Raw genomic sequence first — 14,725 nt, 5'->3', positions numbered from 1 at the left:
GGAAAGTTCAAGTCCAGGAAGGATCGAATTTATTTGAAGTCAAGACGGCCGCATGCGACTGCCCTGAGGATCGAACAGCGGACCAATGGTGACAGTTGCCTTGAACAATGACCCGGCAATGTCGACATCGACCTCAGATCCGGACTCTAGCGACTGCTCCACGTGCGCCAGGGCAATCGGCCGTCCGATACGGTAGCCGTAAGCACATGTCGTCGTTTGCCCCAAAACCTCCCCATCGAGCAGCAAAGGCTCGTGTCCGAGCGGAACCGCAGCCTCGTCCTCGAACGCGAGTGAAACCACCTTCGATACGCCACCACCTGCCTTGTGTTTCGCGATGGCGTCAGCGCCGATGAAACCACCCGACTTCCGGGTCATTGCATCAAGACCGGCCTCCACCGGTGTCACATCGCTGTCAAGTTCGTGTCCCATCGCGCAGAACCCTTTCTCGACACGCATCGATGTCTGTGCAAACAAGCCCGCCGGTTCGGCACCGGCATTCGTCAGCGCCGCGTAGATTGACCTGGCGTTTTCAGACCGGCAGGTTATCTCCCACCCCGCTTCCCCGACATAGGACAACCTTGCAGCCCGCACATGATGACCTGCGATATGTGCTTCGGCGTGTTTGAAATACCCGATATCGTTGAGTTCGGGCGCGCCGACTTCTGCCGCAATACGGGCACTCTCCGGTCCCATGAGACCAAGAACGGCGTAGGTTTGGGTAGTGTCGGTGAGTGACACATCGAAGTCCGCGGAGTGTCTCCGGAGCCAGGCCAGGTCCTTCCTGATCGCGTTGGTTCCGACAAAGAGACGATAATGGGCATCCGAAAGGCGCTGAACGGTAATGTCGCTTTCGAATGTGCCGCGTTCGTTGAGGATCGCGGTATAGATGACCGACCCCGCACGGCGACCAACATATCCTGCACAGACCCTCAACAGGAATGCTTCTGCATCCGGGCCCTCGATCTCAATCTTGCCGAAGGGTGACGCATCGAAAATGGCGGCAGTCTCGTGCGCTGCCATCACCTCCTGCCTGACATTTTCAAACCAGTCCGGCCGACCGAATTTCAGTTCAGGTTCCTGCTCCTTGCCGAAATACAGCGGCCGTTCCCATCCGAAGAACTGACCGAAATGGGCTTTTGCCTCTGTGTATTCACTGTCGAGCGGCAATCTCCTCAGTTTGCGGGCCGTCTTGAACTGCTTGCCGGGATAGGCAATGTCGTAATGGGTCCCGAGAACCTCCGGCGCGCGCGCCATCAGATGTTCGACAGAATTGAAGACCGGTGCGAAGCGCTTGGCATCGGCTTCGGAAAGATCATATGACGGCGCTCCGTGAATGATCGTGTGGGCGAGGTTCATTCCCGCGCCTCCCCCGGCGGCAACGCCCACCGAATTCATGCCACATCCCAGGAAAAGGCCTCGAGTTTCCGCGGCCTCACCCAGCATGAATGTCCCGTCCGGCGTGAAACTCTCCGGGCCATTCAGGAGCATCTTCACTTCGGCGGTCTCCAGTGCCGGCAACCGGTGAAGTGCGTTCATCATCATCGGCTCGAAATGATCCCAATCCTCAGGAAGCAGGCCGAATTCGAAACTCTCCGTCAGGACACCGGGTGCGATCGGTTTGCCCATCGGCTCAAAACAGCCAACCAGCAGGCCGCCGCTGTCATCGCGGATATAAAGATGATTGTCATGATCACTGAGGGTCGGTGTGTTACCGACTATTCCGTCGACCGGCTTTGTCAGAAGATAGAAATGTTCACAGGCAAGCAGAGGCACTTCAGCTCCCGCCATGGCACCGGCTTCACGTGACCAGAGGCCGGCACACAAGGCAATGGCATCACACATTACCGTACCGTTGACTGTTTCCACGCCTTTGACCTTGCCGTTCTCCGTCAGGATTGCCGTCACCCCGGTCTTTTCGAAAATCTTTGCGCCCAGCGATCTGGCGCCTTTCACGAGAGCGGCGCAAACGTCTGAAGGACTCACGCGCCCGTCATCCGGCGACCAGACTGCGCCAAGGACATCGTCCGCGTTCATCAACGGCCAACGTTCCCTGGCTTCATCCGGACTGATGGACTGCGCAGGAATTCCATAAGCTTTCGCGAGCGCTTCCTGCCGCCTGATGTGGATCATCCTGTCCTCACTGGTCGCGATAGAAAGTGAGCCTTTCTGGATCCAGCCGGCAGCCTGCCCCGTCTCCTGCTCCAGCTGGCCATACAGCTCGACCGAGTATTGAATCATGCGCGTCAGGTTGCGAGAATTCCGAAGTGCACGCACCTGTGCCGCGGAGTGCCAGGTGGTTCCGGATGTCAATTGGTTCCGCTCCAGCAGGACCGCATCAGAAACACCCATTTTGGCAAGATGATAGAGGGTAGAGCAGCCCATGATTCCCCCGCCGATGACAACGACGGGAGCATGTGCGGGAGGAGTACGAGTGGACATTTGAAAACTTCCGCGGAGGCGATAAAAACTGCGACAACGAAACATTTGTTTCAAGATTTGACAAGAGAAAAAACAAATGAAACAGTAAACAAATGGAAACCCATTCGCCGCCCCAGATCCGGACCGCGATTTCGACCAGCTATGCAGAGCTGAGCGATACTCTGCGAATTGCGGCTGACTATATTGCTGAAAACCAGGTAGAAATCGCGACGAGAAGTTTGAGGTCCGTGGCTTCCGCAAGCGGCGTTTCCCCGGCAAGCTACACAAGACTGGCACGCGCACTCGGTTTTTCAGACTATGAAGCGCTGCGCGAACAGGCCCGATCCGAACTCAACAAGCGAGAGCAGGACAGCTTTCAGGACAAGGCGAGACGTCTTCGAACCGATGCCGATCAACCCCTGTTGCCTCGGCAGGTCGCTGCTTGCATCGCCAACATCAACGGCCTCTTGGAAGATGTCGATCAAGAACTCCTGGATACGGTCGTCGATCGCCTGGATTCTTCCCGCAAGATCGTTCTCATCGGAGCGCTCGCATCGGCAGGTTTCACCGATTATTTCGCTTATCTGGCCAAATGGTTCGATGACCGCTGGCTCGTTGCCGGTCGCAATGGAACAACGCTCGGCAGCACGCTTGCAGGCGTCGGACCGGAAGATACGGTGCTGATAATCTCCAAACATCCCTATGCGCACCGATCCGTCCGTGCCGCGGCGGTTGCCGCCGGAAACGGTGCAACGGTTGTTGTCCTGACCGACAGCCATACATTTCCGGGATTGCAATACGCAGACTTTCACTTCATACAACGTACTGAAAGTCCACACTTTTTTTCGTCTTACGCAGCCACGCTCGTCCTAATAGAAACGATAACAGGCATGCTGGTTGCGCGAGCCGGGTCCGGGGCTGACGCCCGGATCCAGGAGGTCGACAAACATAATCGTTTGCTCGATGAGTTTGAAAATGTCTAGGGTGTAGGTCACTCTGGACCAAAGAAGTTTAACAAGAGGGAAGCCTAGTCAAATGATGATGAAAATGAACCTTGCTGGTGCCGTTCTCGCCACCAGCATTGCATTTACCGGCGCAGCATCGGCTGAAGAATTCATCACGATTGGAACCGGTGGCGTCACGGGTGTCTATTACCCGACAGGCGGTGCGATCTGCCGGCTGGTCAACAAGGGCCGCAAGGACCATGGTATCCGCTGCTCGGTAGAATCCACAGGTGGATCGGTCTACAACACCCGCACGATCCGTCAGGGCGAGCTGGATTTTGGTGTCGTCCAGTCCGACGTCCAGGCTGCTGGGCTTAACGGCACCGGTGCCTTCAAGGACGATGGTGCCTTTCCGGAACTGCGCGCGATTTTCTCCGTGCACCCGGAGCCGATGCACGTCATGGCTCGCGCCGATGCCGGCATCAATTCGCCTGAAGACCTGAAAGGCAAGAAGGTCAATATCGGCAACCCGGGTTCCGGTACTCGCGTTCTCGCGGAAACGCTGATGGAATACACCGGTATCATCCCGGACGATTTCGCGCTCGCCGCCGAGTTGAAGTCTTCCGAACAGGCCGCGGCACTGTGCGACGGCAAAATCGATGCGGCAATCTGGGCGGCAGGTCTGCCCAACGGTTCGTCCCAGGAAGCAACGTCCACATGCGACATCAAGATCGTGCCGCTTGCTGGCGCGCCGATCGAGAAACTGCTTGCCGACAATTCCGCCTATGCAGCCGCCACCATTCCGGGCGGCATGTATCCGGGCAACGCCGACGACATCCCTTCCTGGGGTCCGAAGGCAACGATCGTGACCTCCGCAAATACGTCTGACGACGTCGTATACGCACTGGTTTCCGCAATCTTCGAAAACTTCGACGATTTCAAGAAACTGCATCCGGCTTTCGGACGCCTGATGGAAGAGGATATGATCAAGGATGGCCTGACCGCCGACCTGCATCCGGGCGCTGTTAAGTACTACAAGGAAAAAGGCTGGATGTAATCCGCCACCGAAATTCTGCAGCCCGGCTTTCCGGGCTGCAGTTTCTTTAAGATATTGAAAACATGCGGGTTGGGGACAGCATGACCGACAAATCGGCAGAAACAGCGTCAAACGACCTTGAGGACATTGTCGCGGAGGCCGATACCGGCGCCCGCGCGCCCAAGGACAGTTTTTCAAGAAACGTACTTTGGTTCGTTCCATTATTCTGGTCGGTCTACCAGCTCTGGATCGCATCACCCCTGCCCTATCTGATCGGGGTTGGCGTTCTCAACGATACCCAGACACGGGCAATCCATCTCGGATTTGCAGTCTTCCTGGCCTTTCTTGCCTTTCCGGCGTTCAAGAACAGTCCACGCAACTACATTCCAATTCTGACATGGGCGGTTGCGATCATTGCAGCCGTCTCCTGTTCCTACCTGTGGTGGGATTATCGCGGGGTCGCCGACCGAACCGGCGTTCCGAACACCATGGACCTCATCATGGCCGGGGTCGGTCTCGTGCTGCTTCTGGAAGCCGCTAGACGCTCGCTCGGTTTCCCTTTGATGGGTGTTGCGATTTTCTTCATGTCCTACGTCTTCTTCGGCTCCTGGGATGGATTGCCAGACGTCGTTCGCTGGAAGGGCGCGTCTTTTGAAAAGGCGATGAGCCACCTGATGCTGACCACCGAGGGTGTTTACGGTGTGGCGCTCGGTGTTTCCTCCGGATTCGTGTTCCTGTTCGTGTTGTTTGGCGCGCTGCTTAATCAGGCGGGTGCGGGTAACTACTTCCTGCAGCTTGCCTTTGCCGCGCTCGGCCATTTGCGTGGCGGTCCGGCAAAAGCCGCGGTTATCGCCTCTGCCGCGACCGGATTGATTTCCGGCTCTTCCATCGCCAACGTGGTGACGACCGGCACATTCACTATTCCTCTGATGAAGAAAGTCGGTTTCTCGCCGACAAAGGCCGGTGCGATCGAAGTCTCGTCATCAATCAACGGTGTCCTGACACCACCTGTCATGGGCGCAGTTGCCTTTCTCATGACCGAATATGTCGGCATTTCCTATGTAGAAGTGGTCAAGACCGCGATCATCCCGGCGGCGATTTCGTATATCGCCCTCGTCTATATCGTGCACCTGGAAGCGCTGAAAAGCGGCATGAAAGGCACATCAACCACGAACAACGTCACCTTCCTGCTGGGTGCGATTTTCATCATCGCGATTTCCATCGTCATTGGTGGCGGAACTTTGTTCCTTCTCGGCTTTATCGTCGATTTCTTCGAAGCAACATTTGGAGGCGCCGCGACACCCCTCCTGATTGTCCTGTTGGCCGTCGCCTATATTGCCGCTGTCTGGTACGCGTCAAAGGGACCTGACCTCAACACCGACTTGGATACGATGCAGCACCTGCCTCCGGTCGGCGTCATTTTCAAGACCGGCATACACTATCTTCTGCCGATACTGCTTTTGATGTACATGCTCATGATCGAGCGCAAGTCGCCAGGACTGTCCGCCTTCTGGTCCGCGATCGTGATGCTTGTCATCCTCATGACCCAGAACCCGCTGAAGGCTTTCTTCCGCGGGCAGGGCGAGCTTTCCCGGCATATCAAGGACGGCTGGGAAAACCTGACCGAAGGGCTGGTCGTCGGAGCCCGGAACATGATCGGCCTGGCAGCAGCCATGGGTGTTGCAGGCATCATCGTCGGGTCTGTGACACTCACCGGCGTTGGTCAGGTGATGGCGGAATTTGTCGAATTCCTCTCCGGTGGCAACCTGCTCGCGATGCTGTTTTTCGTGGCGTTAATCTCCATCATCCTCGGCATGGGACTTCCAACGACGGCGAACTATATCGTCGTGTCTTCGCTGATGGCTGGCGTCGTTGTCGAACTCGGTGCGCAGGCCGGACTGATCGTACCTCTAGTTGCCGTTCACATGTTTGTCTTCTATTTCGGGATCATGGCCGACGTTACGCCACCTGTCGGACTTGCGAGTTTCGCGGCGGCTGCGATATCGAAAGGCGATCCGTTGAAGACAGGATTCCAAGCCTTCTTCTATTCGATCCGGACGGCACTCCTACCATTCCTCTTCATCTTCAACACGGACCTCCTGTTGATCGATGTCGGGCCGGTTCAGGCGATCTTCGTATTCATCGTCGCGCTGATTGCGATGCTCTTGTTTGCGGCCGGAACGATGAACTATTTCATCGTCAAGTCACGGCTCTGGGAGAGCGCGGTGCTCTTACTCGTCGCCTTTACGCTGTTCCGACCGGGTTTCTTCTTGAACATGGTTGCTCCGGAATTCGATACACGGCCTGCGGATCAGGTTTACCAGATGGCGCAGGACGCGCCGGAGGGTTCTTCCTTGCAGGTCAGGCTGACCGGAGAAAACCTCGAAGGCCAACAGGTCGATGCCAAATATCTCTTGCCGCTCGGGTCTAAAGGGGCGGATGGCCAGGACAGGCTCCTTGATAATGCAGGTATCGCCTTCCGCGACGAAGGAGGTGCGTACCTCGTTGACGATCTCGCGTTCGGTGGACCGGCAGAGAACCTGGGAATCGATTTCGATTGGGAGCTGAAAGAACTCGAGGTACCGGCAGACCGGCCACCGAAAGAACTGTTCTACATCCCTGCTCTTCTCATACTGGGGATTATCGTGCTTTTGCAACGGCGGCGGTTAGCGATCGCCGATGCAGACGAAAAAGAAGCTGCATCCGCAGCAGCATGAGGGGAGAAAACTCATGAAAAAGAACGTTCTCGCAGCGATAGATCTCACTCATCTTCAAGACCAGAAACACATTCTGGAAGAGGCAAAACGCTTTGTTGACCTGGACGGAGGAACTCTGAACGTCATGACCGTCCTTCCGCCGCTCGGTGGTGCCTGGGTTGCAACATGGTTCAAGGACGATGCGGAGGAGACCATGCTGCAGGAAGCGGACAAGGCGTTGCATACATTTGTCAACGAGACGCTCGGCACAGAAACCAAGGCGCGTCACATCGTCAGCCATGGGACTGTGTATGAAGAGATCCTCGAAATGGCTGAGCGGCTTTCGATAGACCTGATCGTGATGGGGGCGCATCGCCCCGAACTGAGCGACTATCTTCTCGGTCCGAACGCAGCCCGTGTTGCCAGGCATTCGAAATGCTCGGTTTATATCGTGCGGGAATAGGTCCGGCTCCTCCCTTTGTAGATCCGGGGGCGCAATTCGTGTTGGTACCAGCCAGTCGCGCCTCCCCGAACTAAACATCCAAAGCACAAACGCCTCACGTTCCGCTTCTCCCTTGATTGGGAACGTGGCGCAGAAAACCGTGTTCTGGTGAAAACAGTCTGAAACAAGAAATACAATCACTGATTTACTAGATCGAAACACAACAATTCAAGATTGGATCGACCGAACACCAGTGTTACCACCCTGAAATTGCAGACTGAATTCATACTGACGATGATCCCGTAGTAGCATTTCGCGGAAAAAGCCAATAGATACGATAAGTTAAACTATATCTGGTAGCTTCATCTGCAATGCAACCATATCCAAAAATGCAACCGGGGTGATATTGCTCCATGCTGGGGCTCATTCGCACATCTACGCAGCGGAAATTTCTCGCGATCATGTTTGCGGCACTCATTGCCGTGAACGGTCCGCTGCTGGTTACGTTTTTTATCGTTACCAAAGACACCCTTGAGCGCGAAATGATCGCAAAGAAACGGGTTTTGCTCGACGCCAACAGCAAGGCGCTGAGCAAGGTGCTTTGGGATTTCGACTATGAAAACCTGCGCAAATGGACCGTTGCGATCGCAAACGACCGCGACATTTTCAGTATCGAAATTCTGGACGACAACGACAAGCGGCTCGCTTTCGTTTCAAACAACGAGAACGAAACCAACATTCCCGAAAAAGAGGAAGCGCTCTTTTCCAAGGAAATCACGCATGCTGTTGACGGAACCGATCATGTCGTCGGAACCCTGCGTATCAGATTCATGTCCGATCGCATTAGCAACGCTGCGATGGGTGAAGTCGGCAAGTCTGTAATACTGTTCATCGTGTCGACCATTTCGGTTCTTGTGGCTGCGCTCATTGCCAACCGCTTCATGATTACAAGGCCACTCCTCCGCCTGAATGAAGCGATCGAAGCAACCCATCGCTCGGGAACAAGAACAAAGGTGGACTGGTCCTCGTCTGACGAACTTGGCCGGGTCACCAGCGCATTCAACGAAATGCAGGACAGCCTCGACCAGGACGAGGCCAAGCTGCTCAAGGCGAACAAGCGGCTTGCATTCCTCTACAACAACACCCCGGTCATGCTGTACTCGATCGACCGGGAAGACCGCATCATCAAGGTTTCAGACTATTGGCTCCACGCGACTGGTTACAGCCGCAAGAACGTAATCGGCCGCAAATTCCGCGAGTTCATTCATCATGAATTCAAGGAAGAATATCTGAACAATCGCAGCCTGCTCTCCACCGGCAGGAACGAAACGCTCGAGTTCACCTCCGTTTTTGAAAAGGCGGACGGAACCCAGCTTGATGTCCTGATCACCGAAGCAAAAGACTACGACGACAGCTCAAGCGGCCGCAGGTCACTGTCTGTCATGACCGATATCTGCAAATTGAAGGCAGCCGAAGCGGAAATCCTGCGCCAGGCACGTACTGATTTTCTCACCGGGCTATTGAACCGGGAAGGCTTTGCAGATCGCCTGAACACCGCCATCGAAGAAGCCGGCGACACGCTGGAAATTGCGGTCCTGTTTTTCGACCTCGATCGCTTCAAGTGGGTCAACGACAATCTGGGACACTTTGCGGGTGACCGGGTTCTGCAATCGGTCTCACGGGAAGTGTCACATCTGCTGGATGAAGGGGACTGTTTCGGCCGGTTCGGTGGAGACGAGTTCGCGATCATGTTGTCGAGCAACGCCGTAAGAAAGCGCGCCGTTGAACTCGCGACAAGGATCAACAGGGTGCTGAACAAGCCGATCGACCTCGGCGGCAGGACGCTGCAGATTTCCGCAAGCGTGGGTATTTCCTTCTATCCTGAAAACGCAATGAATGCGGAGGACCTGCTGAAAGCGTCCGATGTTGCAATGTACCGTCAGAAAAACAGCGGAAGAAACGGTCATTGCGTGTTCAACGAGAAATTCGGCAGGGAGGCGGCCAGACAACTTGAAGTCAAAGAGGTCATTTCCGAAGCCCTCAAGAACGATTGGTTCGAACTGCATTTCCAGCCGATCGTCGATTTGAAGAGCCGATCGACAATCGGTTTTGAAGGACTTCTTCGGCTGGTGCATCCCGGCAAGGGTATTCTCCCACCACTTGAATACATCCGGGCTGCGGAGCAGACGGGTGGCATTCTTGAAATAGGGGACCTGGTGCTGGAATTGGGGCTGCAGGCCCTTGAGCGCCTTCATTCGAAGCCCGAATGGCAATCAACTTATGTCGCGTTGAATTTCTCTGCCGCACAATTTCTACCGGACCTGCCCGCCAATCTTGCACAGAAACTGTCAGCTCACTCGATCGATCCCGATCGCCTGGTACTGGAAATTACCGAAACAACCCTGATGCAGAACAACATGGGTCTGGCCAGCTTGATCGAGGACATCAGAAATCTGGGCTGCGTGTTCGCACTCGACGATTTCGGCACAGGCTTTTCGTCGCTCAGCTACATGAACCGCTTTCCGGTTGATACGGTCAAGATCGACAGTTCCTTCATCAGCGGGCTGGACGAGACAGCCGGCAGCGAGCGGGCCAACAAGACCCACGCCCTGATCGAAGCAATCGTCGGGCTTTCGAAAAGACTCGAACTCAATGTCATTGCAGAGGGTATTGAGAACGAAGAACAACTCCGCTGCCTGATCGAGATGGGTGTTGAAACCGGCCAGGGTTTCCTGTTCGGGAAAGCTGAACCGCTCGACACCGTCCTTTCCGGGCATACAGCGCGGCAACCGGAAATAATTTCCTTACCGGATATGAAACTGAGCAACACCGGGTATGGTTAGATCAACGTAACGTAATGAGGGTCAACCGATGCGATTTTTGACAAGACGGTCCGTCGTCGCCGGAATGGCTGCCTTCACGTCCCTAACGCTGATCCGCTCGTCGCATGCGAGAACCGGGCTCGGCTCCTTGAAGGTCATGACGGAGGAATATCCGCCCTACAATTACAAAGACGGGGCAGGCCTGAGCGGCATCAGTGTCGAGATCATGGATGAGATGTTCAAGCGGGCGGCGTCGGGGCACAATCGGGAAGACATCGCTCTTTTGCCTTGGGCCCGGGGCTATAATCTCACTCTGCAGCGCCCAGGACACGCATTGTTTTCCACAACACGCACGCCGGATCGCGAGGATCTGTTCAAGTGGGTGGGGCCGTTCGTTCCAACAGTCGTCGGACTGACAGCGAAGAAAAGCCGCCACCTTGAGATCAAAACGGTGCACGACCTTGCAGATATTCGGATCGGGGTTGTCAAGGATGATGTCGGTCAGCTTCTGTTGCGGGCACAAGGTGTGCCGGACGACCGCATCGAGACGGTGCTGTCGAACGAACAGAACTTCCGCAAACTCATGGCAGGCCGCGTGGATGCGATCTCCTACGAAACCAAGGTCACGCGCTGGGGTTTGCAAATGCGTGGCGCCGATCTTGAAAACTATGAAACCGTCTATGAACTGGACCGGGGGGAGTTATTTCTGGCGCTGCACTACCAGACCTCCGACAAAATTGTCGAAACGCTGCAAAGTGCCTTCGACACGATTGTCGCAGACGGAACACACGAGAAAATTCTGAAACAGTACGGCATTACATCCTAGCGAAAATTCTCCGATCCATACCAGCGGCAAACTAGCAGCAAACTTTCCAGATCAACTGCTCCCCAGGAGCACATTTTTCAATCGCTCGGCCTCATCACTCATCGGGCGCGCCTTTGGCCACGCGATGTAATATCCCTTGCCGGTAGACAGTGTCCTGGAATTCATGGCCACCAGATCTCCCGACGAAAGCTCATCCTGCAAAAGGGGCAGTGCACCAAGTGCGATCCCCTGCCCTTTCAGCGCACGTCCGATCGTCTGGTTGTAACTAGCGCAGTTCAGCACCGGCCATTCACGAAATTCCGACCATCCGGTTCGCTGGATCCATACATTCCAATCGGTCCAGTTCGGTGCCATTCGTGCAAAGTTCAACAGCACCTGACCGTCATTCTGTCTGAATGCACCTGCTTCATCTACTACCGCCAGAGTTCCAACTGGAACAATTTCCTCTTCAAACAGCAATTCAGCATTCCAACCCGGAAGCCGGTTTTCACCATGCAGGATGACCAGGTCGTGTTCCGGGCGGAGCAGATCCCCCAATTCGTCTGCGCTCGTGAGGTTGAACGGACAAGCCTCATCGGAAAGTGCGAAAGACCTTAGTTTGGGCTGTAGCCAGAAGGTCGCGAGCGCCGTTACCGACGCAATGCGGACCACCGGTTGGGACGGGATCTTTACCGTCCGCAATGCCTGGTCCAGATAGTCCAGTGTCATACCGGTCTTTTCGGCGAGATATTCACCAGCTTCGGTTGGTATCAACTTGCGACCGGAACGCTCGAACAGATCGACGCCGAGCCAGGTTTCCAGTTGCCGGATTCGCTTGCTGACCGCCGCCTGCGTGACAAAGAGTTCGTCGGCTGCTTCCGTAAAGTTCTGATGCCTCATTGCCGCTTCAAAAAAGACCAGCGTGTCCAGCGGTGGCAGTGACTTGCGATAACTTAGCATTCCTGGAAGTTATCAATACGGGTGAATTTTTCCAGGCTTTTCCTGTCGGTTCAAGATGCAATTATTCCCTGATGTGTGTTTGGAGACGAAATCATCATGGCGGAACTTGACTGGCACGCGGAGCGAAGCGATCTGGCTGACATTGTACAGCTCGACCGGTCACCGGAAACCGACGGCATTGACCTTGCTGGTGTGCGCGCCTACCGGCAGGCGCGCGTGCGCCGGAAAATGTCCGAATACGGTGTTGATGCCGTGATCCTCTCAGATCCCGTCAACATTCGCTATGCGACCGGCACACGCAACATGCAGGTCTTTTCCATGCGCAATGCTCCGTCGCGTTACCTGCTTTTGACACTGGACAAGTCAATCCTGTTTGAATTCACCGGCTGCCTGCATCTGGCGGAAGGCTTCGAAACCATCGATGAGGTCCGCCCGGCGAGAACTGCCAGTTTTGTTGCCGCCGGACCGCATATTGTAGAGCGCGAGGCGCTCTGGAGCGCGGAAATGGCCGACCTGATTCATGAGCTGACGGACAACAGGAAGGCCACTGTCGGCCTGGAGCGCTTGAATGCGGGAACGAGCATTGCTCTTCGAAACCGTGGTCTGTCAATCGTCGACGCGCAGCAACCGATCGAAATGGCGCGCGCGATCAAGTCGCCTGAGGAAATGAAATGCGTGATCGCCTCGTTGCGGGCGACGGAAATCGGGGTGGGCAAGCTCAGGGAGGCGATCCGCCCAGGCCTGACGGAGGCCGAACTCTGGTCCGTCCTGCACAAATCAATCATCGAGCAAAACGGCGACTATGTGGAAACCCGATTGTTGAATGCCGGCGACCGGACAAACCCCTGGTTTCAGGAAACGTCGGCGAACCTCATTGGCAGAAACGATCTGATCGCGCTCGATACGGATGTCGTCGGCTGTCACGGTTATTATGCCGATTTCTCGCGCACCTTTCATGCCGGGCCGGACAAACCCAGCGCCGAGCAGCGAGACCTCTACAAGATCGCCTTTGAGCAGGTGCACCACAACATGGACATCCTGCGCCCCGGCATGACATTTCGCGAATATGCAGACCGGGCATGGAACATACCCGAGAAATACCACACCAACCGCTACTACCTGTCTGCACATGGTGTCGGCATGACCGGCGAATATCCCTATCTCTATCACCATGGAGACTTTCCGGAAGCCGGTTATGACGGCGCGCTGGAATCGGGAATGACGATTTGTGTGGAAAGCTTTATCGGCGAAGACGGAGGCAGGGAGGGTGTCAAGCTGGAACAACAGGTTCTGATCACCGACAGCGGGATCGAGCTTCTGTCCAGATTTCCCTTCGAGGATGACCTGCTGGCCTGAGATCCCGGTTCCTTTCACCTGGCTGCAGTTCCCAACCGGTTTGCCAGGGATTGTCACCATGAGATACTTTTTTGGACTGCATCGGACAAAAACTCTAGGCAAAGCGAATTTGCCACCCTATCTAATCGCAAGATTGCGATGAATTGGGGACTTGCCCAGGCATGCGCAGACTGTTTCAACCTGATCCGAGCCGGAGAGCGATTCTGATGACTGACACCCCGACCTACACGCCACCGAAAGTCTGGACCTGGGAACAACCGAATGGCGGCGAGTTTGCCAGTATCAACCGGCCAATCTCCGGCGCAACACATGAGAAAGACCTGCCCACCGGCGACCATCCCCTTCAACTCTATTCGCTGGCGACCCCGAACGGCGTCAAGGTAACCGTGATGCTTGAAGAGCTTCTGGCGCTCGGCCACAAGGAAGCCGAATACAATGCCTGGCTGATCCGCATCAATGAAGGCGATCAGTTCTCCAGCGGCTTTGTCGGAGCCAATCCAAATTCGAAAATCCCTGCCCTGGTGGACCACAGCACGGAAGAACCGACACGGGTGTTCGAATCCGGGTCCATTCTTCTCTACCTGGCAGAGAAATTCGACGCATTTTTGCCCAAAGATGCTGCAGCCCGCACCGAAACACTGAACTGGCTCTTCTGGCAGATGGGGTCCGCCCCCTATCTTGGCGGCGGTTTCGGCCACTTCTATGCCTATGCTCCGGAAAAATTCGAGTATCCGATTGATCGCTTCAGCATGGAAACCAAGCGTCAGCTGGACGTGCTCGACAAGACACTGGCCGAGCGACCCTATATCGCCGGCGAAGATTACACGATTGCGGACATGGCGATTTTCCCGTGGTACGGCGGCCTCGTACTCGGCCGTCTCTACGATGCTGCCGAGTTCCTCGCTGTTGACGAGTACAAGAACGTCAAGGCATGGGCAGAAAAGATAGATGCCCGTCCCGCGGTCGTTCGCGGCAGGAAGGTCAACAAGGCGTGGGGAGAGGAATCCGAACAGGTTCACGAACGCCACAGCGCGGACGACCTAGATCCGAAAGCAGCGGTTGAAGCGGCCGCAGAGTGAAGTCCCGGCAGCGACCTGCGTCCACAGGTCGCTGCCTGCACTCAGCACAGCGAAATTTCCTGGACACAATCTCAAAACGCGCGTCTTGCTCAGAATAAATTGCTAAAGCTGCCGAATTTGTGAGTATTCCGGCTAATCTTCGGTATGGATTTAAAGACTCCAGTACC

Annotated in this window: 10 protein-coding genes; 8 read left to right on the top strand and 2 right to left on the bottom strand. The window is 55.5% G+C overall.

Features of this window, described 5'->3' with window-relative positions:
• Positions 1 to 39: 39 nt before the first annotated feature.
• Positions 40 to 2,439 (bottom strand): GcvT family protein, encoded by a 2,400-nt coding sequence (locus LA5095_RS05075; protein WP_055112448.1) that lies wholly within the window; start codon positions 2,437 to 2,439, stop codon positions 40 to 42.
• 92 nt (positions 2,440 to 2,531) lie between these two features.
• Here LA5095_RS05075 and LA5095_RS05070 point away from each other — a divergent pair, with 92 nt between their 5' ends.
• The 6 genes from LA5095_RS05070 to LA5095_RS05045 all read left to right on the top strand — a co-directional run bounded on the left by LA5095_RS05070 (position 2,532) and on the right by LA5095_RS05045 (position 11,184).
• Positions 2,532 to 3,401, top strand: coding sequence for a MurR/RpiR family transcriptional regulator (locus LA5095_RS05070; RefSeq protein ID WP_055112446.1), 870 nt, complete (start codon positions 2,532 to 2,534; stop codon positions 3,399 to 3,401).
• A 52-nt stretch (positions 3,402 to 3,453) separates the two neighbouring features.
• Positions 3,454 to 4,419, top strand: a complete 966-nt coding sequence (locus LA5095_RS05065; RefSeq protein ID WP_055112444.1) for a TAXI family TRAP transporter solute-binding subunit — start codon at positions 3,454 to 3,456, stop codon at positions 4,417 to 4,419.
• An 80-nt stretch (positions 4,420 to 4,499) separates the two neighbouring features.
• On the top strand, positions 4,500 to 7,115 hold the full coding sequence (locus LA5095_RS05060; protein WP_055112811.1) for a TRAP transporter permease: 2,616 nt from the start codon (positions 4,500 to 4,502) through the stop codon (positions 7,113 to 7,115).
• A 13-nt stretch (positions 7,116 to 7,128) separates the two neighbouring features.
• On the top strand, positions 7,129 to 7,557 hold the full coding sequence (locus LA5095_RS05055) for a universal stress protein (protein ID WP_055112810.1): 429 nt from the start codon (positions 7,129 to 7,131) through the stop codon (positions 7,555 to 7,557).
• Positions 7,558 to 7,949: 392 nt separating this feature from the next.
• Entirely contained in the window at positions 7,950 to 10,379 is a 2,430-nt protein-coding gene (locus LA5095_RS05050) for an EAL domain-containing protein (protein WP_055112442.1), read from the top strand.
• Between the two features lie 28 nt (positions 10,380 to 10,407).
• Positions 10,408 to 11,184: a substrate-binding periplasmic protein gene (locus tag LA5095_RS05045; RefSeq protein ID WP_082442780.1), complete on the top strand. Its 777-nt coding sequence runs from the start codon at positions 10,408 to 10,410 to the stop codon at positions 11,182 to 11,184.
• Positions 11,185 to 11,235: 51 nt separating this feature from the next.
• On the opposite strand, the gene LA5095_RS05040 is transcribed toward LA5095_RS05045, so the two are convergent.
• A complete protein-coding gene (locus LA5095_RS05040; protein ID WP_055112438.1) occupies positions 11,236 to 12,123 on the bottom strand; it encodes a LysR family transcriptional regulator in 888 nt (295 codons plus the stop codon).
• A gap of 96 nt (positions 12,124 to 12,219) precedes the next feature.
• On the opposite strand from LA5095_RS05040, the gene LA5095_RS05035 reads away from it, so the two are divergent.
• A complete protein-coding gene (locus tag LA5095_RS05035) occupies positions 12,220 to 13,479 on the top strand; it encodes a M24 family metallopeptidase (protein WP_055112808.1) in 1,260 nt (419 codons plus the stop codon).
• Between the two features lie 206 nt (positions 13,480 to 13,685).
• A complete protein-coding gene (gene yghU / locus LA5095_RS05030) occupies positions 13,686 to 14,558 on the top strand; it encodes a glutathione-dependent disulfide-bond oxidoreductase (protein WP_055112807.1) in 873 nt (290 codons plus the stop codon).
• Positions 14,559 to 14,725: the final 167 nt, after the last annotated feature.

The sequence above is a fragment of the Roseibium album genome (assembly GCF_001404515.1).
Lineage (GTDB): Bacteria > Pseudomonadota > Alphaproteobacteria > Rhizobiales > Stappiaceae > Roseibium > Roseibium album.
The sequence above is the reverse complement of the archived record's forward strand: the minus strand, read 5'-3'. Positions and strand labels throughout refer to the sequence as shown.

Excerpts from the sequence above, each read along its gene's own strand:
- LA5095_RS05075 (WP_055112448.1), bottom strand. The coding sequence starts at position 2,439 with ATGTCCACTCGTACTCCTCCCGCACATGCTCCCGTCGTTGTCATCGGC.
- LA5095_RS05070 (WP_055112446.1), top strand. The coding sequence starts at position 2,532 with ATGGAAACCCATTCGCCGCCCCAGATCCGGACCGCGATTTCGACCAGC.
- LA5095_RS05065 (WP_055112444.1), top strand. The coding sequence starts at position 3,454 with ATGATGATGAAAATGAACCTTGCTGGTGCCGTTCTCGCCACCAGCATT.
- LA5095_RS05060 (WP_055112811.1), top strand. The coding sequence starts at position 4,500 with ATGACCGACAAATCGGCAGAAACAGCGTCAAACGACCTTGAGGACATT.
- LA5095_RS05055 (WP_055112810.1), top strand. The coding sequence starts at position 7,129 with ATGAAAAAGAACGTTCTCGCAGCGATAGATCTCACTCATCTTCAAGAC.
- LA5095_RS05050 (WP_055112442.1), top strand. The coding sequence starts at position 7,950 with ATGCTGGGGCTCATTCGCACATCTACGCAGCGGAAATTTCTCGCGATC.
- LA5095_RS05045 (WP_082442780.1), top strand. The coding sequence starts at position 10,408 with ATGCGATTTTTGACAAGACGGTCCGTCGTCGCCGGAATGGCTGCCTTC.
- LA5095_RS05040 (WP_055112438.1), bottom strand. The coding sequence starts at position 12,123 with ATGCTAAGTTATCGCAAGTCACTGCCACCGCTGGACACGCTGGTCTTT.
- LA5095_RS05035 (WP_055112808.1), top strand. The coding sequence starts at position 12,220 with ATGGCGGAACTTGACTGGCACGCGGAGCGAAGCGATCTGGCTGACATT.
- yghU (WP_055112807.1), top strand. The coding sequence starts at position 13,686 with ATGACTGACACCCCGACCTACACGCCACCGAAAGTCTGGACCTGGGAA.